Consider the following 21600-nt stretch of genomic DNA (forward strand, 5'->3'; position numbering starts at 1 on the left):
GAGCAGAACAAGAGGCAAAGCGAGGAGCGATGCCCGCCAACGACGATTTGCAGAAGGCGCAACGCTTCCGCGAGGCGGCGCTCCCCCATCTCGACGACGTCTACACGCTCGCGCGCTATCTCTTGCGTGACCCCTCCGATGCCGAGGACGCGGTGCAGGAGTGCTATCTGCGCGCGCTGAAGCATTTCGACAGCTATCGCGGGCCGGCGATAAAGCCTTGGCTATTCGCGATCCTGCGTAACGTCTGCAATGCCGAATATGCACGGCGCGCACACAGGCACAGCGCGATCGAGGATACGCCCGGCGCTGCCGAGCAGACGCCGATCTGGCAGGAGACCGAGGCCAGCCCCGAAACCGAAGTGCTGCGCAGCCGCGATGCGGGCGCGATCCGCAAGCTGATCGACGCGCTCGCCGAGCCGTTCAAGGAAACGTTCGTGCTGCGGGAGATCAACAACCTGTCCTATCGTGAAATCGCCGAGGCCGCCGGCGTGCCCGTCGGCACTGTGATGTCCCGCCTCGCCCGCGCCCGTGCCATGCTGCGCGCGGCCTGGACGGCGGATGAGGAGCAAGCAAGATGACCTGCGACGAAGCAAGAATCCTGCTTCACGCGCTGCTCGACAACGAGCTCGATGCCGGCCACGCGCGCGAGGTCGAAGCCCATATCGCCGGCTGCCCGGCCTGCGCTGCGGAGTTCGCCGCGCAGCGCGAGATGCAGCGCGTGCTCGCAGACGCCGATTTGCGCTACACCGCACCGGCGAGCCTGCGTGCGCGTATCGAGGCCTCGCTGCCGCAGCCGCAGCATCAACAGCCGAGCCGCCGCTCCGTGCTGCGCGGCTTTGCGATGGGCTCGGCAGTCTCCGCGCTCGCCGCCTCCGGCGTCGTCGCATTGGTGCTGCGCCAGGACGACCAGCAGCGCATCCTGTCGGAGGTCGTCTCCGCGCATCTGCGCTCGCTCCAGGCCGGCCACCTCATCGACGTGGTCTCGACCGACCAGCACACGGTGAAGCCGTGGTTCAACGGCAAGCTCGACGTCGCCCCGCCCGTGATCGACCTCACCGCACAAGGCTTTACGCTGGTCGGCGGCAGGCTCGATTATATCGACGCCCGCGCCATCGGTGCGGTCGTCTATAAGCGCCGGCAGCACGTGGTGAATTTGTTCGTATCGCAGACATCGAACGCGGAATACCGCGCACCCAGGACCGAAGCCATGCAGGGCTTCAACTGCCGGCGCTGGGGCAATCGCGGCCTGAACTTCTGGGCCGTCAGCGATCTCGGCGCAGACGAGCTTGCCGAATTCGTCGACAAGTTCGAGGCGGCGATGAACGGTTAGCTTCTGCGCATGCCGTCATTCGAGCGGAGGAAATCGTTCGAAGACGGGCAGTTCGTGAGCCCGCACCATCCAGCCAATCCGCTCGGCGACCTGAATGTGCATCGTCGCCGGAACGGCATCAGGGTCATCATAGGTGCCGCTCTGGATATCGATGATATCGGGCATCAGGTTTTCGTTGATGTAGAACAGCCCCGTGCCGCAATCGGCACAGAAGTGACGTCGTCCATGTTCGGATGATTGATAGATCTTCGGCTGACCGCGCACGACTTTGACCGCCTTGAGCGAATACATCACCCAGCCAACCATCGGTGCCCCGGAGTGACGGCGGCAATCCGCGCAATGGCAGAGCGCATGCACCATCATGTCGCCGTTCACTTCATAGCGGATGGCGCCGCAATGACAGCCGCCAGTCAAAGGCATCGCCCACTCCTCTCCCGGTCAGGTCAATGCCGGGAAATAAGCGTCGATTTGGAATTTCGGGAGACGGACTGCTTCAGCAGGTCGCACGTCGCGACATCAGGCCGCAGCAGAGGCCTTACGCAGACCTTCGCACCGCATTGTCCACCAGCGTCTTGCCGAGCGACCAAATCGCGCCGGGGACCTTGTGGCTGCCGGCGATGACGTCGTCGAAGGCGCGCTCGATCCAGCCGCAATCTTCCTCGGTGATGGTGAGCGGCGGCAGAAGCTTGATGGTGTGGCTGCCATGGCCGGCGACTTGCGTGAGGATCTTGTGGTCCTTGAACAGCGGCACGGTGATGAGCTGGCAGAACAGACCCTTGTTGGCTGCCTCCAGCACGTTCCAGGACGCCCGCAGCCGCAGCGATTTCGGCGGACCGAACTCGACGCCGATCATCAGGCCCTTGCCGCGGACCTCCTTCAACAGCTCGTAGCCGGGCACCATGCGCGTGAGCGCGAGGCGCAGCTCGGCACCGCGCTTGGCGGCGGACTCGATCAGCTTCTCGGACTCCATGATGTCAAGCGTGGCGATGCCCGCAGCCATCGCCAGGTCGTTCTTGGAGAAGGTCGAGCCGTGCACGACGGCGCGGTCCATCTGGTTGAATATCTTTTCGAAGATGCTTTTGCGCGTCAGCACCGCGCCGACCGGCACATGGCCGCCGGACAGCGACTTCGACAGCAGCACCATGTCGGGCTCGACGTTCCAGTGCTCGACCGCGAGGAAGCGGCCGGTGCGGCCCATGCCGGTCTGGATCTCGTCGGCGACGAACAGCGTGCCGTATTTCTTGCAGAGCGCAGCTGCACCCGGCAGGAACTCGTCGGTGGGCATGTTGACGCCCTTGCCCTGGATTGGCTCGACGACGAAGGCCGCCACCTCGCGCGAGGCCAGCGCCTTTTCGAGCGCGGCGAGATCGTTGAACGGGATCGAAGTGCATCCCGGCAGCAGCGGCTCGAAGCCGGTGCGGAAGTTCGAATCACCGGTCAGCGACAGCGCGCCATAGGTCAGGCCGTGATAGCCGTGGGCACAATAGACGATCCCCGGACGACCGGTGGCGCCGCGGGCGAACTTGATCGCCGCTTCGACGCATTCGGCGCCGGAATTGGCGAAGAACGCCTTATCAAGATAGGGGACGTATTTCAGGAGCCGCTCGGCGAGCACGCCGGCGAGCACCGAGACGTCGAACTGGACGAGGTTGGGCAGGTCGGCATCGAGCACGCTCTTGAGCGCCTCGCGCATGACAGGATGATTGCGCCCGATCGCAAACACGCCAAAACCGGACAAGAGGTCGAGATAGCGCGCCCCGTCGCGGTCGTAGAGATACTGTCCCTGCCCCTTCTGGAAGCCGACATCGTAGCCGATGGTCTTCAGAACCCGAACGAACTGCTCGTTCAGATGCCGATTATGCAGGGCGCTGCGCTGGGCCTGGCGGTCCGCGAACAGCTGAGACATGTCTGGATTTGGGCTGTGCATCCGCTACATACTTCGGTTGAGGGCCGTCTCGTCAACTGAAAACGGAACGTCGCTGAAAACGGTCTGTGCGGCCTTTTGCCCTTTTTCGGACCATCTTCGCAAGCAGAGCTTTAGACCATGTTGCACTGCCAAGGAACTATCATGCGTTTAGCCCTTTACACCGGACTAATACTGGCTGGCGGTTACACCTGCCTGAACCCGGCGCTCGCGGCCGATCCGACCGGCGACTGGCGGGTTGCCGACGGCGTCGCCAACATTCGTGTCGCCCAATGCAATGGCAGCATGTGGGGCGCGGTTTCCTGGGAAAAACAGCCCGGGGGCCGCGACGAGAACAATCCGGACGCGTCGAAAAAGACCCGGCCCACGCTGGGCATGGCGACCCTGATCGACATGAAGAAAAAGCCCGGCGCCGATCAATGGGAAGGTCAGGTCTACAATGCCAAGGACGGCCAGCTCTACAGCGCAACCATCACGCCGGTTGGCACCGACCAGCTCGAGATCAAGGGCTGCGTGATGGGGTTCCTGTGCGGTGGCGAGACCTGGACCCGGGTCAGCCCCCCGATTCCCTTGAGCTCCGCCAACGCCATGGCCAAGGGCGCGCCGAAGCCCACCGGCGCGGCGTCGAAAGCCCCGGGAACGACCGGCGCTACGGTGGCGCAGCCTGCGCCCGCAGCCCCGAAGGCCGCCGGCACCGCCAAACCCGGTCAGAAGGGCGCCGCCGACCAGGTCGGCGACATCTGCCTACTCCCTGAGATTGCGGGGTTTGCCCATTAGGGCAGGCTGAAACAGCAGCACGGCGGCGAGCGTCGTCACCAGCGACAACGCCAGCAGCTTGCCCATGCTGGACGTGCCGGGATGGCTCGACAGCCAAAGGCTGCCGAACGCGGTGGCCGTTGTCAGCGCGCTGAAAAAGATCGCGCGCGTCAGGCTGGTCTGGAGCAGGTTTGTCCTGCCCGAGCGCCAGGCCACGACATAGTAGATCTTGAAGGCCACGCCGACGCCGAGCAGCAGCGGGAACGCGACGATATTGGCGAAGTTGAGCGGCAAGCCGATCAGCACGCAGATCTCGAGCGTGACCGCGCCTGCCACCAACAGCGGCACCAGCGTCATCAACACGTCGACGAACCGGCGCAGCGTGATCCACAGTAATAGGCCGATCACCAGCAGCGCATAGATTCCGGCATGGATGAACGCCTTCACCACGGTGTCGCCGGATTTCAGGATCGAGACCGGACCGCCGATCGCGGTCGGCTCGGCAACGAGCACCGCCGCCGCAAATTTGCGTAGCGTGTCGTTGTCGTTGGGATCACCCTTCGGCAGCGCCTCGACGCGGATGATACCGTCCTTGCTCTTCCAGGCGCTGACGAGATCTGCCGGCAATGACTTCAGGGTGACCGGCTCGGCCTGCAACGCGTTCCGGAGCTGGTCGAACACGATCTTCATCGGCGCGACGAACACGTCCTGCGCCTTGTTCCGTGTGGCTTCATCGGCATTGGCGAGCTTTTCCAGCGCATCCGCGAGCCGACGCGAGGCAACCGCACCCGGGCCCTTCGCATCGCCTGCGGTCCGGCGCAGATTGTCGACCGACGATTTCAGCGCATCGACGTTTTCCTTGTCCGACGGCGCGGCGTCGATCTGGTCGGGATTGAGCGCGGGGTTCAGCACCTTGGCGCCCTGCGCGAGCAGCTTCAGCTTCGGCGGCTGGTCTTCAGGAACGAAGCTGTTGAGCGACATCACCCGCAACACCTCCGGCACCTTCTCCAGCTTCGCCTCCACCTGCCTTGCCTGCTCTTCCGACGTGGTCATCACGTTGATGGCATTGGCGCCCGTGTTGGGATCCTTGCGCAAGTCGAGGAAGGTCGCGATCGACTCTGCCTTCGGGTTGCGCAGATTCATCGGGTTGAAGTCGAACTTCATGAAATAGAGCAGCGGCAGGCCGGCGACCGCCAGAAACATGGTGCCACCGACGACCAGCACGCGGTGCTTCTCCAGGAAGTGATCGAGCGGCGCCAGGAAGGCATAGCCGACCGGCTCTTTCTCACCGGGCGGGTTCAACAGCTTCAGCATCGCCGGGAGCACGGTGATGCTAGTGAGGAACGCGACCAGCATGCCGACGCCGGCGATCTGGCCGAGTTCGGCGATACCCTTGTAGTCCGTGGGGATGAAGCAGAGGAAGCCAGCCGCGGTCGCCATTGCCGCCAGCGACAACGGAATTGCCGAGCGCTTGGCGGCCAGGATCAGCGCACCGGAGAGATCGTTGTGCTTGTAGCGCTCGGAGCGATAGCGGACGCTGTACTGGATGCCGAAATCGACGCCGAGGCCGACGAACAGCACGGCGAATGCGATCGACAGCAAATTGAGCGAGCCCACCATCATCAGGCCGGCGGCGGTGGTCAGCGCAAGACCGACGAAGAGATTGACGAACACCGCGAAGATGATCTTCGCCGAATGCAGCGCCAGCCACAGGATGAGCAGCACGACGAGGACCGTGCCGATGCCATTGACGACGGCGCCTTCCTGGACGGTTGCATATTCCTCGTTGGCGATCGGGACCGGCCCGGTCAGCCGGACTCGCGCCTGATATTTGGTGGCAAAATCCAGATCGGCTGCGGCCTTGCGGATCGCGTCGGTTGCGCCCTTGCCGGGCTCAAGCGCGTTGTAGTCGAGGATCGGCTTGAACTCGATGAAGGCGCGCTTGTCCGAATCCGTCAGCGGCTCGTCACTGACGAGCTGGCGCCAGGAGAACGTCGCATTGCCCTTGTTGAGCACGGTCTCGACCGTTTGCGCGATCTGGTTGAAGGGCCGTTCGGTGTTGTCGAGCTTGACCTGCCCGCGCTTGACGCCGGCAAGTCCCGTCTCGAGCGCGCCGGTCAGGCCGCGGATCGAGGGATCGCCCGCCATGATCTCGATCAGGGGTGCTGCGGATTCGAACTGGCCGGTGACCTTGGCAACTTCCTCTGTCGGCAGGAACAACAGACCATTCTTCTCGAAGAACTCGCCGGTGCCGAGCTGCTGCATCGACTGGAATTCGGTCTTGTTGTCCTTCAGCTTGGCATAGAGCGCGTCCGACGCCGCGGTCGCCATCTCCGGCGTCTTGGCTTCGACCACCGCCGTAATCGTCGCATCGCGGTCGAAGGCGCGATCGAACTGCTGGTCGCGTTGGCGCCAGTCCAGATTTTGGGCAATCAGCGAGTTGATGTCGGTGTTGATGGCGAAATGCTGGGACGTGTAATAGCCCGCCCCCACCGCCAGCAGGAGCCCGAGAACGACGACGAGGGAGGCAAACCGGGTGCAGGCCCTGACGATGGCAACGACGACGCTTTGCAGCACTACTTTTCTTTCTGCGGTTAACAGCTTGCCGGAAACGCCCGCTGTTTAACGGAGTTCCCGGCCGAAACCTATTGCTGTTTTGAGTGGTTATCGCCGTCAGAAGCTTCGAGGTAAACGGCGGAAGACCATGGCATTATCATGCGGGCCATCGGTATAGCCGAGGAGTTGAGGCGGGAAAGTGACGAAGCGTGCGCACAAATGTCGCCACGTTGCTGCCACGGGCACCCTCTACTATAATACCGCCAAACTGATCCGGCAGGGAACCAAAGTTCATTCCACCTTTCCTTACTGCCGATTTTTTGACACAAAGTACTGCACCTCCATGCACCGGGGCCCCGGCAGGGGTGGGCGGCTACCGCGTGCGCCGAACCGATGGTGCGGATATTGCAACTCATTGGTTCGTATCGGGGTGTCCCCTGAACTTGAGAGCGGATTGGTGCAACTTGCGTGATGGCCGTCCAATGGAAGTTTATCTGGCGCAACCGCGCGGCTTTTGCGCGGGGGTAGTGCGTGCGATCGAGATCGTGGAACGGGCGCTGGAGAAGTACGGCCCGCCCGTCTACGTGCGCCATGAGATCGTGCACAACAAGTACGTCGTCGAGAGCCTGAAGAACAAGGGCGCGATCTTCGTCGAGGAACTGTCGGAGGTGCCGCCGAAGGCGGTGACGGTCTTCAGCGCTCATGGCGTCGCCCGCAGCGTCGAGGAAGAAGCGGCCGCGCGCGACCTTCCGGTGCTCAATGCCACCTGCCCCTTGGTCACGAAAGTTCACAATCAGGGGAAGCGCTACATCGCCAGGGGCCGCACCCTGATCCTGATCGGCCATGCCGGCCACCCCGAGGTCGAGGGTACGATGGGCCAGGTTCCCGCCCCCGTACTGCTGGTCCAAAGCGTTGAAGAGGTTAAGGCCCTTGAGCTGCCGGCGGATACGCCAGTGGCCTATATCACCCAGACCACCCTGTCGGTGGATGACACAAAGGACATCATTTCGGCCCTGCAGGCCCGCTTTACAGATATTCAAGGCCCGGATATCCGGGATATCTGCTATGCGACACAGAACCGCCAATCTGCGGTAAGGGACTTGAGCAAGCTGGTCGACGTGATCTTGGTGGTGGGCGCTGCCAATAGCTCGAATTCGAACCGGCTCCGCGAAATCGGCACTGAGGCCGGTGTCGCGAGTTATCTGATTGCCGACGGCAGCGCGCTCAATCCGGAGTGGTTGAAAGATGCCAGAACCGTCGGTGTCACGGCTGGCGCTTCGGCGCCCGAGGTACTCGTGGATGACGTGATCGAAGCAATGCGGCGGATCGGACCGGTCAAGGTCTCGGTGCTCCCGGGCCGCGAGGAAAACATCGAATTCCGGCTTCCGGCCGAACTGGCTGCGAGCTGACCCACCCGAATTTCAAGCCCAGAAAGAAACTTGTAATGGCTATCCCCTTCTTCAAGGAAATGCGTATCGGCGGCTATTTGATCAAGCAGAAGCTGCTTGGCCGCAAGCGCTATCCGCTCGTGCTGATGCTGGAACCGCTGTTTCGCTGCAACCTCGCCTGCGTCGGCTGCGGCAAGATCGATTATCCGGATGCGATCCTCAACCGCCGCATGACGGCGCAGGAGTGCTGGGACGCGGCCGACGAGTGCGGTGCGCCTATGGTCGCCATTCCCGGCGGCGAGCCGCTGATCCACAAGGAGATCGGCGAGATCGTGCGCGGCCTCGTCGCGCGCAAGAAGTTCGTCTCGCTCTGCACCAACGCGCTGTTGCTCGAGAAGAAGCTCGATCTGTTCGAGCCCTCGCCCTACCTGTTCTTCTCCGTGCATCTCGACGGCCTGAAGGAGCACCACGACAAGGCCGTGTCGCAGAAGGGCGTGTTCGACCGCGCCGTCTCCGCGATCAAGGCGGCCAAGGCCCGCGGCTTCACCGTCAACGTCAACGCCACCATCTTCGACGGCCACCCGGCCGAAGAGATCGCCAAATTCCTCGACCTGACCGTCGAGCTCGGCGTCGGCGTCTCGATGTCGCCGGGCTACGCCTATGAGCGCGCGCCGGACCAGGAGCACTTCCTCAACCGCACCAAGACCAAGAAGCTGTTCCGCGACGTCTTTGCGATGGGCAAGGGCAAGAAGTGGAATTTCATGCATTCCGGCCTGTTCCTGGACTTCCTCGCCGGCAACCAGGAATACGAGTGCACGCCCTGGGGCATGCCCGCGCGCAACATCTTCGGCTGGCAGAAGCCCTGCTATTTGCTCGGTGAAGGCTATGCAAAAACCTTCAAGGAGCTGATGGACACCACCGACTGGGAGACCTACGGCACCGGCAAGTACGAGAAGTGCGCCGACTGTATGGCCCATTGCGGCTACGAGCCGACGGCGGCGACCGCCGCCATCAACAACCCGCTGAAGGCGATGTGGGTGTCGCTGCGCGGCATCAGGACCACGGGTCCGATGGCGCCGGAGATCGACATGTCCAAGCAGCGTCCTGCGCAGTACATCTTCTCCGCGGAAGTGCAGAAGCGCCTGTCGGAGATCCGCAAGGACGAGGCCGCCGCCGCACAGGAGAAGGCCGCACGGAAGGCGTCGACCGCCGCGTAAGCGCGCTAGTCCCACCAACAAGAAAAGGCCCGATCGCCAATGGCGACCGGGCCTTTTGTTTTTAGTGATCGCAGAACCCGCTCAGGCCGCCTCGGAGACCAGCGCCTCGCTGTCGACCAGTTCGGTGCCGATCAGGAAGTCGCGGCAGCCGCGCAGGCTGCGTAGCGCGCGGTTGAAGTCGAGGCCGGTCGAGACCAGTCCGTGCAGCGCAGTCGGGTTGCGCGCGATGCCGCGCAGCACGGCCAGCACGTCGATCTGGCCATTCGGCTTGATGGCGGCGCGGGCGAGCGCCGGCAGCGCGCGATGGGCGGGATCGCTGATGACGCGGACCGCGGCGAACGGCAAGCCGGCCTCGGCGGCGTAGGCCGCCGCGATGTGGCTTTCCATGTCGACGGCGGCCGCTCCCGTCTCCGAATGCAGCGCCGCCTTGCAGGAGCGCCCCGTGACCACTTCCTCGGCACCCGCGAGGCTGCCGCGCACAACGCGGCGGCGCCCCGACGTCAGGCGGTCGATGAGGTCGTCGCCGAGCGAGAGGCCAGCGGCCCAGCGGGTATCGCCCGCGAGCACCTCGGTCGCCAGCACGACGTCGCCGGAGCGCAGCGTCGGGTCGAGCCCGCCGGCCACGCCGAAGGAGATCACACCGCGAATCGTCTCGGGATCCAGCACCGTCAACAGCGCCCGCAACTGGGTGGGGCTGCTCGACGAACAGATGACCGCCATGCCAGGCCCGGCCGCGATGCGGGCCTCCTGAACCAGTCCAGTCACGATCAATATCGGCCGCGGATCAACGGTTTGACCCGCGGTAAGATAGTCCCCCGTCCCCAAAGTCACATTCCGACCCCTACCACCCTGCTGTTGGTGTTCCGCAAGTTCCGATACCGCGCCAACGCCCACAGCGGGAAGAACTTCGGATAACCATGGTACCGTAAATAGAATACACGGGGAAAGCCTGTGGCGGTGTACCGCTGTTCGTCCCACAGTCCTTTTTCGTTCTGTGTTGCAATCAGGTACTCCACCCCGCGGGCGACGGCCGGGTGATCAACCTCGCCAGCAGCCATCAAGGCAAGCAAGGCCCATGCCGTTTGCGAGGCGGTCGAGGGGGCGGCCTCCCATCCCCGATAGTCCAGCCGGTAGCTGACGGCATCCTCGCCCCAGCCGCCGTCCTGGTTCTGGATCGAGGCCAGCCAGCCGGCCGCTTTCCGCATCATCGGGTCGTCATGGCGGACGCCGGCCATGTTGAGGGCGCACAGCACCGACCAGGTTCCGTAGATGAAGTTCATGCCCCAGCGGCCGTACCAGGACCCTTCCGGGTGCTGGGTCTTGCGGAGGTAGGCGATCCCGTCCGCGACATGCTTGCTGGTCTCCGCGGTCTCGCCGAGCTGGGCCAGCATCGAGATGCAGCGCGCGGTGACGTCCTCGGTCGGCGGATCGAGCAGCGCGCCGTGGTCGGAGAACGGGATGTTGTTCAGATAATATTCGAGGTTGTTGACGTCGAAGGCGGCCCAGCCGCCGTCGTCGCTCTGCATGCCCTCGATCCACTCCCGGGCACGGTCGATCGCGGCGTCATAGCCGGTCGCACCGTGCTCCCGGCGCATCCGGTCCATCGACATCACGACCACCGCGGTGTCGTCGAGATCGGGATAATGGGCATTGTTGTACTGGAAGGCCCAGCCGCCCGGGCGTACGTCGGGCCGCTTCACCGCCCAGTCGCCCTTCACCTCGAGCTCCTGCTTCGGGATCAGCCAGTCGAGACCCTGCTTGGCGGCCGGCACCGCCTTGTCGCCGCCGGCTTCGAGCAGCGCGTGGGCGGTCAGCGTCGTGTCCCACACCGGCGAGACGCAGGGCTGGCAATAGGCTTCGTCATCCTTGATCACGAGCAGCTTGTCGATGCCCCGGCGCGTGATCGCGCGCGGCGGGAAGTTCTCGTCCTTGCCGAGCGCGTCGTACATCATGACGATGTTGGCCATCGGCGGATAGATCGCGCCCATGCCGTCCTCGCCGTTCAGCCGCTCCTCGGTGAAGGCGAGCGCCGCGTCGATGGCGCGTTTGCGCAGGCTCTTGGGAAACATCGGCTCGACCACGCGCAAAATGCCGTCGAGCGCGCGGAACAGCACGAACCAGGCCATGCTCTGGTGCGGCGCCTTGGCGGTCATGCCGATCGAGCGCGGATCCTGCAGGAACAGCTCGTCGATGCCGACGCCCTTGGGATTCTTCGCCCGTGGCTTCAGCGCGGCGATGACCATCAGCGGCACCATGGTGGTGCGCGCCCAGTAGGAGATCTTGTTGATGTGGAACGGCGACCAGAACGGCAGCAGCACGATCTCGATCGGCAGCACCGGTACCGCGCGCCAGGTCACGACGCGAAACATCGCAAGCATGAAGCGCGTGAAGACATTGCTGTGAATGGCGCCGCCGCGGGAATGGATCGCCTCGCGCGCACGCACCATGTGCGGCGCGTCGATGGAATCCCCGATCATCTTCAGCGCGAAATACGCCTTGACGCTGGCGCTCATGTCGAACTCGCCGTCATGCACCAGCGGCCAGCCGCCATGGGCGCCCTGCACGCGGCGAAGATAATTGGCGATCTTGGCTTCGAGCACGGCATCGACCGGCTCGGCGAGATAATGGCGCAGCAGGACGTATTCGGCCGGAATCGTGCAATCTGCCTCGAGCTCGAACACCCAATGGCCGTCGGGTTGCTGGAAGCCGAGGACGCCTTCGGTGGCCGACGCAATGCTCGATTCCAAGTTCCTGAATTCTTGGGCTTCGCGGCTGGTCGCGTTCACGGAATCCATCTCGCTCGATTGCTCCGATAGTCGATTGAATGGGCCGAAATTGACTGGGACAAATGCCCGTCAGGGCCGCCTGTCACTATCCCTTGGCGGCCAGAACCAGATCGGCGGCGCGATCACCGGATCGGACCGATCCCTCGATGGTTGCAGGCAATCCCGTAGCAGTCCAATCGCCTGCAAGAAACAGGTTTTTCAGCGCAGTGACCGGCCCTGGACGCAGGGCATTCTGCGCCGGCGTCGCCGCAAATGTGGCACGGCGCTCGCGCACGATCTGCCAAGGGGGCAGCTCGCCGGAAACACCGCCCGCCTTGCAGACGTCGTTCCAGATCGCCTGCGCGAGTTCCTCGCGCGGCATGTCGACCAGACGGTCGCCGTTGCTGATGGTGACGGACAGCCGGTTCGGGAACGAAAACAGCCATTCCACGACGCCGCCGATCACGCCGAGGATCGGTGCCGATCCCGCCGGCGGCTCGACGCGGAAATGCGCATTCACGATGGCGCGGAATTCGGTCGGCGTCTTCAGGCCCGGCAGCAGGTTGGAGGCAGCGCGCGGCGGCACCGCCATCACGACGACGTCGCCTTCGCTGATCTGGATCACATCCTCGCCGCCGAAATTCAGCGCGCCGACCTTGCCGTCATGGGTCGCAAACGAGCGCAGCTCATGGCCGAGCTGAACGCTGTGCCCGCGCCCCTGCAGGAACGTCACGGCGGGCTCGATCAGTACCGCGCTGAGCCCGTCGCGCGCGATCAGGGGACGGCAGGCCTGCCCGCCGGCGAGCAGCGTCTCGCGCACGATCGCGCCGGCAAGCCCCGCCGAGCCTTCGGGTGGATCGACGTTGAGGGCCGCGAGCAGCAGAGGCTGCACCAGGCGCTGATAGAGAACGCCTTCGCACGGAATTGACTTGCCGACCAGCGTCTCTTCCGATGCCCAGATCAGCGGCGCCAGCTTCAGATAATCGGTCAGCCCAGTGTCGGGGACGCGGCGGCTCTCGTCGAGCACCCAGGTCGGGAGCCGGCCGTCGCCGAGGTCGATCTGCCAGCGCTGCCCGGTCTTGAGATCGACGAAGGGAAACTGCGCGCGCTCCGGACCGACGAGGCCCGCCTCGGTCCCGATCGAACGCGCATAGGCGCGCGCATGGCTATTGCCGGACAGCAGCAGATGGTTGCCGTTGTCGATGGTGAGATTGGTGGCGCCGTCGTAATAGGAACGGCAACGGCCGCCGGCCTGCTGCGTCGCTTCGTGCACGGCGACCTTGAAGCCGGCATTGGCAAGTCGCACGGCGACGGAGAGGCCGGAGATTCCAGCGCCAATGATGTGAGCTGTTTTTTGCATCAGATGAGAGCGTATCGGAGCAGGATGGCGATACGTGTGATCTTCGACACACGCACCGGCTCGCGCGGCGCGTTGAACCCGCGCGCGATCAGGAGATCCAGAATGGCATGATAGTATTTCGACATCATCCGCGGCGCGCGCACCGCGCGGCGCCGGTTGCGGTTCATGATCTCGTCCGACTTCTCGAAATACACCTTTGCGCGCTGCGCCAGTGGCAGGCAGACCTTCGGCAGCGCGCGCTCGACGATCACGCGGTCCGGATCGTTGGAGGTGATGCCGGCATGCAGCAGCGCTTCGCGCGGCAGATAGAGCCGGCCGAGGCCCGCGTCCTCGTCGATGTCGCGCAGGATGTTGGTGAGCTGGAGCGCGCGGCCGAGATGATGGGCGAGCTCGATGCCGTCTTCTTCTGGCAAGCCGAAGACCCGGACCGACAGCCGCCCTACGGCGCTCGCGACGCGATCGCAGTAGAGATCCAGCGTCGCCATGTCGGGCGCGCGGATGTCCTGCGGCACGTCCATCTCCATGCCGTCGACGATGGCGAGGAAATCCTCGCGCTTGAGGCCGAAGGTCTTCACCGAGGTGACGTAGTCCTTCAGCCGCGGCGGCGGATTGCCCTGGTAGAGCGCATCGATGTCGTTGCGCCACGCCTGAAGGGCGGCGAGCCGTTCGTCGCGCGGGCCATCGGAATCGGCGATGTCGTCGACCTGGCGGCAGAAGCTGTAGATCTGGAACATCGCTTCACGCTGGTCGTGCGGCAGGATGCGCATCGCGGCGTAGAACGAACTGCCGGATGCGGTCGAGCCATAATTGGCGCCGGGCGAGGTCGCCTCAAGCGTCATGTGCAGTCCCCGGTCTGGAAATGGCCTTGCGTCCGACCGTGCGGCGGCCGACTTCGCCGATCATGCCGGCGAGGCTGAAGGTGAGGAGCTCGAGCTTGTTCAGGTGCACGCGCTCGCGCAGGGGATCGCGCACCTTCAACAGGCGCACGATGCGGTCGGCATAGGCCTGGATCACCGAGACCTCGACGCCGAGGCGGAAATCCCGGATCTCCGCAGCTAGCGACCTGCCCTCGGCGAGCAGCGCTTCGTTGCGGACGGCGAGAGCCTGAAGGCAGGCCAGCATCGCCGGTGGCGACTGCGCCAGTCCGAGCTGCTCGACCGAGGCGCCACTCGCGGCCAGCGCATCGCGCGGCAGATAGACGCGGTTGAGCTCGCGGAAATCCTTGCCGCAATCCTGGAGGTGGTTGTTGATCTGCAGCGCTGCGCAGAGCGCATCTGACGCGGCCCAGGTCGAGGTGCTCTCACCATGGACGTCGAGCATGAAGCGGCCGACCGGCATCGCCGAGTAGCGGCAATAATGGATGACCTCGTCCCAATTCTCGTAGCGCAACTTGGTCACGTCCATACGGAACGCGATGAGCACGTCGAGCGCGTGGCGCGGCGCCATGCCGCGTTCGGCCAGTGCGTGCCGCAGGCTGACGGCCTCGGCCTGGGTGTCGCCTTTGCCGAGCAATTCCGCCTCGAGCAGGTCGAGATAAGCGAGCTTCTCGTCCGGCGGCAGCGTGGCGTGGTCGGCGATGTCGTCGGCGGTGCGGACGAAATTGTAATACGCCAGGATCAGCGCGCGATGACGCGGATGAATGATCCAGGACGCGACGGGAAAATTCTCGTCGCGCTCACCCTTGCCGGATCGCAATTCGCTCGCAGAGGTCATCGAGGGCTGGTCTACAATCGTTTGGACAGGAAGGGCTTTTTCGCTCGCGCGAGCCCGTGCGGGCGATGCCGCCGCGGCCCCCATATAGGGGAATACGGCCGCAAAACCAATCCTGTCTCTCGATGGCTGCCCTTTGCGGATCAGGTCCGAAAAGGCGGCCCCGGGGCCGCCTTTTGTGGGCCAGTGGCCGAGCTTACTGGTTGTGGTTCTTCAGGACCTGGTCGCAGGCCTGAGAGATCTTGGCCCGGTTCTCCTTGAGGCAGGCCAGGATGGTGAAATCACCCTGGTCGATGACCGGACGGCAGAGCTTCTGCACATCGCGCGAGCAGGCCTTCTGCTCGGCGTCCGTGCCGCGCCCTTGCTGGGCGAACGCTGCGGTCGAGAGGGAGGCCGACAGCAAGGTGAGAGCGACGAGAAGCTTACGCATTGTATTCCTTCATTCTGACGGCAGAATCGCACCAATCCCGGTCAGCACAGGGCGACGACCGGAACGGATTGTTCTGATGGCAAGTCGCCGCGGGAGGAGCGGCCTCGGAGAAGGCACAAGCACTGGCAAATGCGGCCAAATTGGCGCCACGTCCACCAAATCAGGGCTTCCCTGCGCCTTCTCTGGCAAATGTAAGAGACTGATACTACGTCATAATTCAGGTGCGCCGCGTTTTGCTGCGCACCTGTTGCAGAGCTGCATCTCTCGATACCGCCTCGGGACCAAGAAACATGCCGAAATACGACAAATCGAGAGGTGGAAGCATGGCGCAAGGCGTCGTGAACTGCCATCTCTGGCAGTCGGGCATTGAACCTGTCACTGGCTCGGAACACTAAACTTTCGATGTAGCGAGACGTTCTTCGTGAGAAGCGGACGTCGTTCTAAACGGGATATTTTGAGATGAAATTCTTTGGACGGACTGAACTGGCAATCAAGGCGGCCGGCATCGGCGCTGCGCTGCTCTTCTCGGTTTCGACAAGTCAGGCTCAGTCGTCCGGACCGTTTGCAGGTTTCGAGGGCGCATGGACCGGGACGGGTACGGTGTCGCTGTCCGACGGCTCGACCGAGCGCATCCGCTGCAAGGCGGACTACAAGGTTGCCGGCACCGGTCTCAGTCTCAAGCAGGCGTTGCACTGCGCCTCCGACAGCTACAAGTTCGACCTCACCAGCGATGTGACCAGCCAAGGCGAGCGCATCTCCGGCAATTGGAGCGAGACCAACCGCAACATCTTCGGCAATCTCCAAGGCACTGCCGGTGGCGGCCAGATCGAGGTGTTCGTCGAGGCCAACGGCTTTGCCGCCAATTTGTCGCTGCGCACCAACGGCACCAAGCAGACGGTGCAGATCTCATCCAAGGGCGAGATTCGCGGCGTCAACATCACGATGACGAAGGGCTGACAGCTCTTTCCGCTCCGAAAGCGACAAGCCCCGGTTCTCGCGAACCGGGGCTTGTTGTTTTTCGGAGGCGCGGCGCAATCGTCCGGACCGCGCCGATTCCGTGTCCGATGGATGCAGCCGCTCAGATCGCCGGCTTGTCGGTGCCCTGAAGCTTGGCGTGCAGATTGATCAACCACATCGCCGTCGGCCGCAGGATGAAGAGGTCGGCGACGAGCGCCATCACCATCGAGAAGGCGCTGAGCCAGCCGAACAGCCGTAGCGACGGCAGATCGGAGAACACCGTGACGACGAGACCGCAGGCCAGCACCAACGTGGTCAGGATCAAGGCCGGGCCGACCAGCACGGTCGCGCGCTCCACTGCGAGCGCCGAGCCGACGCCCGGCTTGCTCTCGAGCCTGAGGCGGTTGAGGAAGTGGATGGTGGCGCTTAAGCCCAGGCCGAACGAAACGGTCAGAGCTACGACACTGGCAAATTGCAGTCCCTCGTCCATCGCCCACAGCACTGTTCCCGACATCACGACGGGGAAGATGCCCGGCAGGATGCAGGCGAACATCACGACCCAGGAACGGAAGGCAAGGCCGATGAAAATCGCGACCAGCGCGAATTCGACGGTGAGCCCGCGGTTGAGCTTCTCGATCATGCCGGCCGAATTGCGCGCGGCAATCGCGGCAAGACCCGTGACCGCCACTTCATAGCCGGGATGCTTCTTGCGGACGGCGTCGAGCTCGGTATCGAGCTTGTCGACGATCGGCAGGAGCTGGCTGGAATCCTTGTCCGGCACGCGACCTGCGACCACGACCGCGTCCTGCTCGGCATCGATGAACCGGCGCACCAGATGCTCCGGAATGACGCTGACATATTCCTTCAGGGTCGCGACGTCGGCGCTGCCGGCCTTGTCCGCGAGCCAGCGGCGCAGGGTCTCGACCGACCAGACATTGCCGACACCGGCGGCCTTCTCCACCGTCGCGTGCACGTCCGCGATGGTCTGCAGCGTCTCCGGCGAATAGAGCGATTCACCCTTGGGGAACTGGATCAGAACGTTGACCGGGTTGGCGCCGGTGAGCTTGGCGTCGAGCCGGTCGCTGGCCGCGACCGCTTGGCGCTTGTCCGGCACCTGGTCGGCGAGCCGGTAGCGCGGCTCCAGATTTGCGTAGATGACGCCGAGGCCCGCCACGAACACCACCGCGATCAGGCTGAACAGGCCGGGACGGCCCACCATGCGCACCGCGATCCAGTAGCAGAAATTACGCAGCGCTTGTACGCCGGCATCCGCGCTCTGGAACTTGGTCGCAAAGACCTTCTCGTTGCGCACGAGCAGCACGCCGAACACCGGCACGAGCGACAACACCGCAACCAGCGCGATGATGGTGGCGGCGAGACCCGCCTCGCCGAACTTGCGGATCAGATCGGAGTCGGAGAACTGGAGCGCGATGAAGGAAATGCCTGCGGTGCCGTGCGTCAGCACGCAGGCCGGTCCCACCACCAGCACCGCGTTCTTGAATGCGGTGAACTTGTCCTGGCCCGCGATCAGCCGGTCGCGCGCGGCGAAGGTGAGCTGCATCGAGTCCGAGAAGCTGATGACCATGATGAGCGGCGTCATCACGTTCAGGAACATGTTGAGATTGAAATTGGCCCAGCCGAGCGCGCCGAGCGCCAGCAGGATCGCGATCATCGGCGGGAACGCCGCCGCCACCATGAACGAGATTTTGCGGAAGAAGATGATGGCGATGACACAGCCGGCGAGAATGCCGAGGATGTTGTAGGTGAGCCCGTCGCGCTCGACCGCGTTGCGGATCTCGAGCTGCATCACCGGCACGCCGGAAAGCTGCACGTTGAGCCCGGTGTCACTGAGGTCTTCCTTTATCAGCGCGCGGATGTCGGCGACGGTCTTGGTCAGCTTGTTGGAGGCGACCACCTCCGGATCGAGCGACAGCACGATCAGCGCCAGCGTGCCGTCCTCGGACAACAGCTTGCCGCGGATGATCTCGTTGGCTTTGACGCCCTCGATGAACTTGTCATAGGCCTCGCCCTCGGGCAGCTCGGGCGGGAACAGTGCGGCGGGAAGCTTGCCCGGAGCGGGCGCCTGACGCGCGGAGAACAGCGAGACCAGTCCGCGCGTACCCTCGACCAGCTGCATGTCGGTGACGAAGTCGCGCAGCTTCTCGAGGTTGTTCCGGGCCAGCAGGGTCTTGCCCTCGACTACGACGAGGACATCGAATTCCTCGGCCGGGAACTTCTTGGTCACCGCTTCGTACTGGCGGAATTCCGGCGTGTTGGACCGGAACAGCTGCGACAGCGAATCGTCGATCTTGATCCGGTGGATGCCAAACACGGCGCCGACGATCAGCACGAGCAGGACGACGCAGGAGACGATGGGCGCCCGGACTGCGATCAGCCCGATGCGCTCCAGCCCGAAGGCGATCGAGGACGCAGGTCCCTGCTCGACCTTGTCGACATGAACCTCACTCTCGCTGTGCTTTTCGAGCATGCCTTGTCCAGTTCCTAAATCGGCTCGGGTCTGTGAGCTTGTCGCGCCCCGCGAACGGCTTGAAAATGCCATACCAATGGGAGGCTTGCCCTTTGAAAATGCGCAGAAAATCGCTGCGAGGGGTTTAGCAGGTCAATCGCCCTTCTCGCAAGCAGGCGGAGTGTGGCCGAATCGATCAAGATGTGGCGATTTTGCCTTAATGCCCTTCATCCGGGCAAAGCCGTGCCAATTCGACGCGGCGCCCGGTCTGCGCTCTCGTCCTTCAGCGCCACACCGCTCACTTCCCGCGCGAGCCCCTCGCGGACCAGCCAGGCGATCTTGAAGGCAGCCTCGTCATAGCTCAACCCGGCCTTGTGGATGTTCGACACGCAATTGCGCTCGGCATCGGTACGGCCCGGCTTCGGGGCGAACGTCAGATAGGCGCCGAGACTGTCGGGCGCCGACAGGCCCGGCCGCTCGCCGATCAGCATCACGACCATGCGCGCGCCGAGAATGGCGCCGATCTCGTCGCCGAGCGCGACGCGCGCGCCTGAGGCGACGACGACATGGCCGATCGCGACACCATCGTCGGCCGCGAGCAACGGCAGCAGGCGCATCACCAGCGCGGCCGCATGGGCGTGGACCGCCGCCGCCGACAGGCCGTCGCCAATCACGAGTGCGAGTTGGCACGGCTCCGAGGCGCTCCGCGCCAAGGACTCGGCTGATCCGGCATCGAGCCGTCTGCCCAGATCGGGCCGCCGCAGATAGTCCCCGCGGTCGACCGCCCGGCTGTTCGCCTCGGTGACGACGAGGCCAAGCGCGCAGAGATCCGCGACCAGCCGCGGCGCATCGAACACGGCGTGTACGGCATCGCGGGCGCGGGCGTGGTCCAGTGTGAAATCGAGCAGTGCCCGCGTCGGCAGGCTCGCGCCGCTGCGCCCCAGCGCCACGCGCGCGGGCGTGAGCGAACGCAGATCGAGGGTCGGACGACGCGGGATGGCCGGATCAGACATGTCGCATCATTCGGCGGGGACGGAGGCCTCGCGTAGCCGGATCGAATAGTTCGAGGCGTTTTGCTGGCCGGTCGAGGCCGCCCGCGCAAAAGTGATGAGATGGTGCGCGATCAGGGTGCAGCCGATCAGCCCTTCGAGATCACCGCGCTTGATGCGGCCCAGCGCGAACTTCCAGAACACGCGCTTGTAGTCGCCGAGCACGCCGACCTTCCAGAAGATGTTTCGCAGCATGACGAGGCCGCGCCTGATGTTGGTCCAGGTCTTCATCTCGTCCGGCGTTGGCATCTTGAGGCGGTGCACGTAAACGTGGTCGCATTGATACTGGAAGCGCCCGTAGACCTTCTCGGGCTCGTAGGCGACGGCCATGGCGTGCTTCCAGGACGCAACGACGTCGTCGTAGGGCAACAGGAAGTCAACATTGGAATCGCGCCCGTCGTCCTCGACCAGGCGCCCCTCGCGCTCCAGACGGTCCCACAGCGGCGTCTTCGGCAGCGCCTGAAGCAGGTTGATCGTGAGCAGCGGAATTCGGGACTCCTCGACAAAGGCGAGCAGCGCCTCCGAAGTGTTCGGCTTGTCGGTGTCGAGCCCCATGATGATGCCGGACACGACCTCCATGCCGTAGGAGTTGATGGTTTGCACGCCCTCGAGGATCGGGACCATCATGTTGTGGTCCTTGTGCATCGCCTTCAGCGCATCGGGGTCGGGCGTCTCGATGCCGCAGAAGATGGTGACGAAATAGGCCTCGCGCATCTTCTCGAGGATTTCCGGCCGCTTGGCGATGTTGAGCGTCGCCTCGCAGGCGAGCCGCACCATGTAGCCGGTCCTCTTCTGCCATTCGATCAGATGCGGCAGGAGGTCGAGCGCCGCCTTGCGGTTGCCGATGAAATTGTCGTCGACGAAATAGACCGTGTCGGTCATGCCGCATTCCCGCAGGCGGTCGAGTTCGGCGATGATCTGCTCCGGCGACTTGAGGCGCGGGTTGCGGCCATAGAGGCCGGGGATGTCGCAGAACTCGCACTGATACGGACAGCCGCTGGAATACTGGATGCTGCCGAGGAAGTATTTCTTCACGTCGGCGAGCTCGTAGGCCGGGATCGGAAACTCCGTCATCGGCACGCGGTCCTTGGTGGTCAGCACCACCTGCGCTTCCGGACGGGAGGTATCGCGCGACAAGATCTCGAGCAGCTGATTGGTGGCATCGCCGAGCTCGCCGACATGGAGATAGTCGAACGACGGATAATAGTCCGGACAGGCGCTGACGGAGGGACCGCCGAGCGCGACTGGCAGATCGAACTCGTGGGCGCGGCGGCAGATATCGTTCATCTGCTGGCGCTGGATGTGCATGCCGCTGACGAAGACCGCCTCGGCCCATTCGAACTCTTCTCTGGTCGTACGGCGAAGGTTCTCGTCGACGAATTTGACCTGCCATTCCCTGGGCAGATAGGCCGCGAGCAGCAAAAGTCCCTGCGGCGGCATGAAGGCGCGGACGCCATCGGTCAGGGGGTAGGAATGCTCGAACGTCCCGAACGAGGATGTGTATCGCGGAAACACGCAGAGAATCCGCCGGGACGTCCCGTTACTTTCAGCTCGCATCAAAGCTCCCCCGCCACGCTCGACTTAGCTGCGGAAATTGCCAGACAGCTACATAGCGTAATGCTGCCGCCGGAATTTCTCAATATTGTGGCAGAGCTTAATTCCCTTGGGCACCAATGGTTTCCTCGGGCCAC

18 protein-coding genes are annotated in these 21600 nt (G+C 64.0%); 6 read left to right on the forward strand and 12 right to left on the reverse strand.

All coding sequences use genetic code 11. From position 1 onward, the window contains the following. Window positions 1–29: 29 nt before the first annotated feature. Window positions 30–578 (forward strand): sigma-70 family RNA polymerase sigma factor, encoded by a 549-nt coding sequence (locus tag IVB50_RS39940; protein WP_018456913.1) that lies wholly within the window; start codon window positions 30–32, stop codon window positions 576–578. After that, window positions 575–1330 (forward strand): anti-sigma factor, encoded by a 756-nt coding sequence (locus IVB50_RS39945; RefSeq protein WP_085362348.1) that lies wholly within the window; start codon window positions 575–577, stop codon window positions 1328–1330. The genes IVB50_RS39940 and IVB50_RS39945 overlap by 4 nt, the downstream gene beginning before the upstream one ends. A 15-nt stretch (window positions 1331–1345) precedes the next feature. On the opposite strand, the gene IVB50_RS39950 is transcribed toward IVB50_RS39945, so the two are convergent. Together IVB50_RS39950 and hpnO are read right to left on the reverse strand one after the other, a co-directional pair. Next, a complete protein-coding gene (locus IVB50_RS39950) occupies window positions 1346–1750 on the reverse strand; it encodes a GFA family protein (RefSeq protein ID WP_085362347.1) in 405 nt (134 codons plus the stop codon). Between the two features lie 115 nt (window positions 1751–1865). Beyond that, entirely contained in the window at window positions 1866–3257 is a 1392-nt protein-coding gene (gene hpnO / locus IVB50_RS39955) for an aminobacteriohopanetriol synthase HpnO (RefSeq protein ID WP_247300190.1), read from the reverse strand. Between the two features lie 141 nt (window positions 3258–3398). Here hpnO and IVB50_RS39960 point away from each other — a divergent pair, with 141 nt between their 5' ends. After that, a complete protein-coding gene (locus IVB50_RS39960; RefSeq protein WP_018456917.1) occupies window positions 3399–4031 on the forward strand; it encodes a DUF2147 domain-containing protein in 633 nt (210 codons plus the stop codon). Here the strand turns inward: IVB50_RS39960 and IVB50_RS39965 are convergent. Then, complete coding sequence (locus IVB50_RS39965) at window positions 3999–6587, reverse strand: MMPL family transporter (protein ID WP_018456918.1); 2589 nt, start codon at window positions 6585–6587, stop codon at window positions 3999–4001. The two genes, IVB50_RS39960 and IVB50_RS39965, sit on opposite strands and share 33 nt — an antisense overlap. Before the next feature lie 461 nt (window positions 6588–7048). Between IVB50_RS39965 and ispH the strand changes: the two genes are divergently transcribed. Then, complete coding sequence (gene ispH / locus IVB50_RS39970) at window positions 7049–7975, forward strand: 4-hydroxy-3-methylbut-2-enyl diphosphate reductase (protein ID WP_035993095.1); 927 nt, start codon at window positions 7049–7051, stop codon at window positions 7973–7975. A 35-nt stretch (window positions 7976–8010) separates the two neighbouring features. Continuing rightward, a complete protein-coding gene (gene hpnH / locus IVB50_RS39975) occupies window positions 8011–9171 on the forward strand; it encodes an adenosyl-hopene transferase HpnH (protein ID WP_007593619.1) in 1161 nt (386 codons plus the stop codon). An 81-nt stretch (window positions 9172–9252) separates the two neighbouring features. Here the strand turns inward: hpnH and IVB50_RS39980 are convergent, their stop codons facing one another. The 6 genes from IVB50_RS39980 to IVB50_RS40005 all read right to left on the reverse strand — a co-directional run bounded on the left by IVB50_RS39980 (window position 9253) and on the right by IVB50_RS40005 (window position 15436). Then, the gene (locus IVB50_RS39980) at window positions 9253–10002 is read right to left on the reverse strand and encodes a phosphorylase (RefSeq protein WP_026233265.1); all 750 of its coding nucleotides are present in this window, start codon (window positions 10000–10002) and stop codon (window positions 9253–9255) included. After that, on the reverse strand, window positions 9999–11966 hold the full coding sequence (shc, locus tag IVB50_RS39985) for a squalene--hopene cyclase (protein ID WP_018456921.1): 1968 nt from the start codon (window positions 11964–11966) through the stop codon (window positions 9999–10001). The genes IVB50_RS39980 and shc overlap by 4 nt, the downstream gene beginning before the upstream one ends. A gap of 76 nt (window positions 11967–12042) precedes the next feature. Continuing rightward, window positions 12043–13296, reverse strand: coding sequence for a hydroxysqualene dehydroxylase HpnE (gene hpnE, locus IVB50_RS39990; RefSeq protein WP_018456922.1), 1254 nt, complete (start codon window positions 13294–13296; stop codon window positions 12043–12045). Then, entirely contained in the window at window positions 13296–14135 is an 840-nt protein-coding gene (hpnD, locus tag IVB50_RS39995) for a presqualene diphosphate synthase HpnD (protein ID WP_018456923.1), read from the reverse strand. The genes hpnE and hpnD overlap by 1 nt, the downstream gene beginning before the upstream one ends. Next, a complete protein-coding gene (gene hpnC / locus IVB50_RS40000; protein ID WP_247300192.1) occupies window positions 14125–15009 on the reverse strand; it encodes a squalene synthase HpnC in 885 nt (294 codons plus the stop codon). Before hpnC ends, hpnD begins: the two co-directional genes overlap by 11 nt. 193 nt (window positions 15010–15202) lie before the next feature. After that, window positions 15203–15436, reverse strand: coding sequence for a hypothetical protein (locus IVB50_RS40005; protein WP_007593627.1), 234 nt, complete (start codon window positions 15434–15436; stop codon window positions 15203–15205). A gap of 459 nt (window positions 15437–15895) precedes the next feature. Between IVB50_RS40005 and IVB50_RS40010 the strand changes: the two genes are divergently transcribed. Further along, entirely contained in the window at window positions 15896–16393 is a 498-nt protein-coding gene (locus tag IVB50_RS40010) for a hypothetical protein (RefSeq protein WP_018456925.1), read from the forward strand. Window positions 16394–16514: 121 nt separating this feature from the next. Here IVB50_RS40010 and IVB50_RS40015 read toward each other — a convergent pair whose 3' ends face one another. The 3 genes from IVB50_RS40015 to IVB50_RS40025 all read right to left on the reverse strand — a co-directional run bounded on the left by IVB50_RS40015 (window position 16515) and on the right by IVB50_RS40025 (window position 21466). Beyond that, complete coding sequence (locus tag IVB50_RS40015; RefSeq protein WP_018456926.1) at window positions 16515–18881, reverse strand: MMPL family transporter; 2367 nt, start codon at window positions 18879–18881, stop codon at window positions 16515–16517. A 206-nt stretch (window positions 18882–19087) separates the two neighbouring features. Then, window positions 19088–19873, reverse strand: coding sequence for an ethanolamine ammonia-lyase subunit EutC (gene eutC / locus IVB50_RS40020; RefSeq protein WP_085362342.1), 786 nt, complete (start codon window positions 19871–19873; stop codon window positions 19088–19090). Window positions 19874–19879: 6 nt separating this feature from the next. Further along, window positions 19880–21466 carry a B12-binding domain-containing radical SAM protein gene (locus IVB50_RS40025; protein ID WP_247300200.1) on the reverse strand — a complete coding sequence of 529 codons (1587 nt, stop codon included), beginning with the start codon at window positions 21464–21466 and terminating at the stop codon, window positions 19880–19882. Between the last annotated feature and the right edge of the window lie 134 nt (window positions 21467–21600).

Source organism: Bradyrhizobium sp. 87, from assembly GCF_023073015.1.
GTDB classification, from domain to species: Bacteria; Pseudomonadota; Alphaproteobacteria; order Rhizobiales; family Xanthobacteraceae; genus Bradyrhizobium; species Bradyrhizobium canariense_D.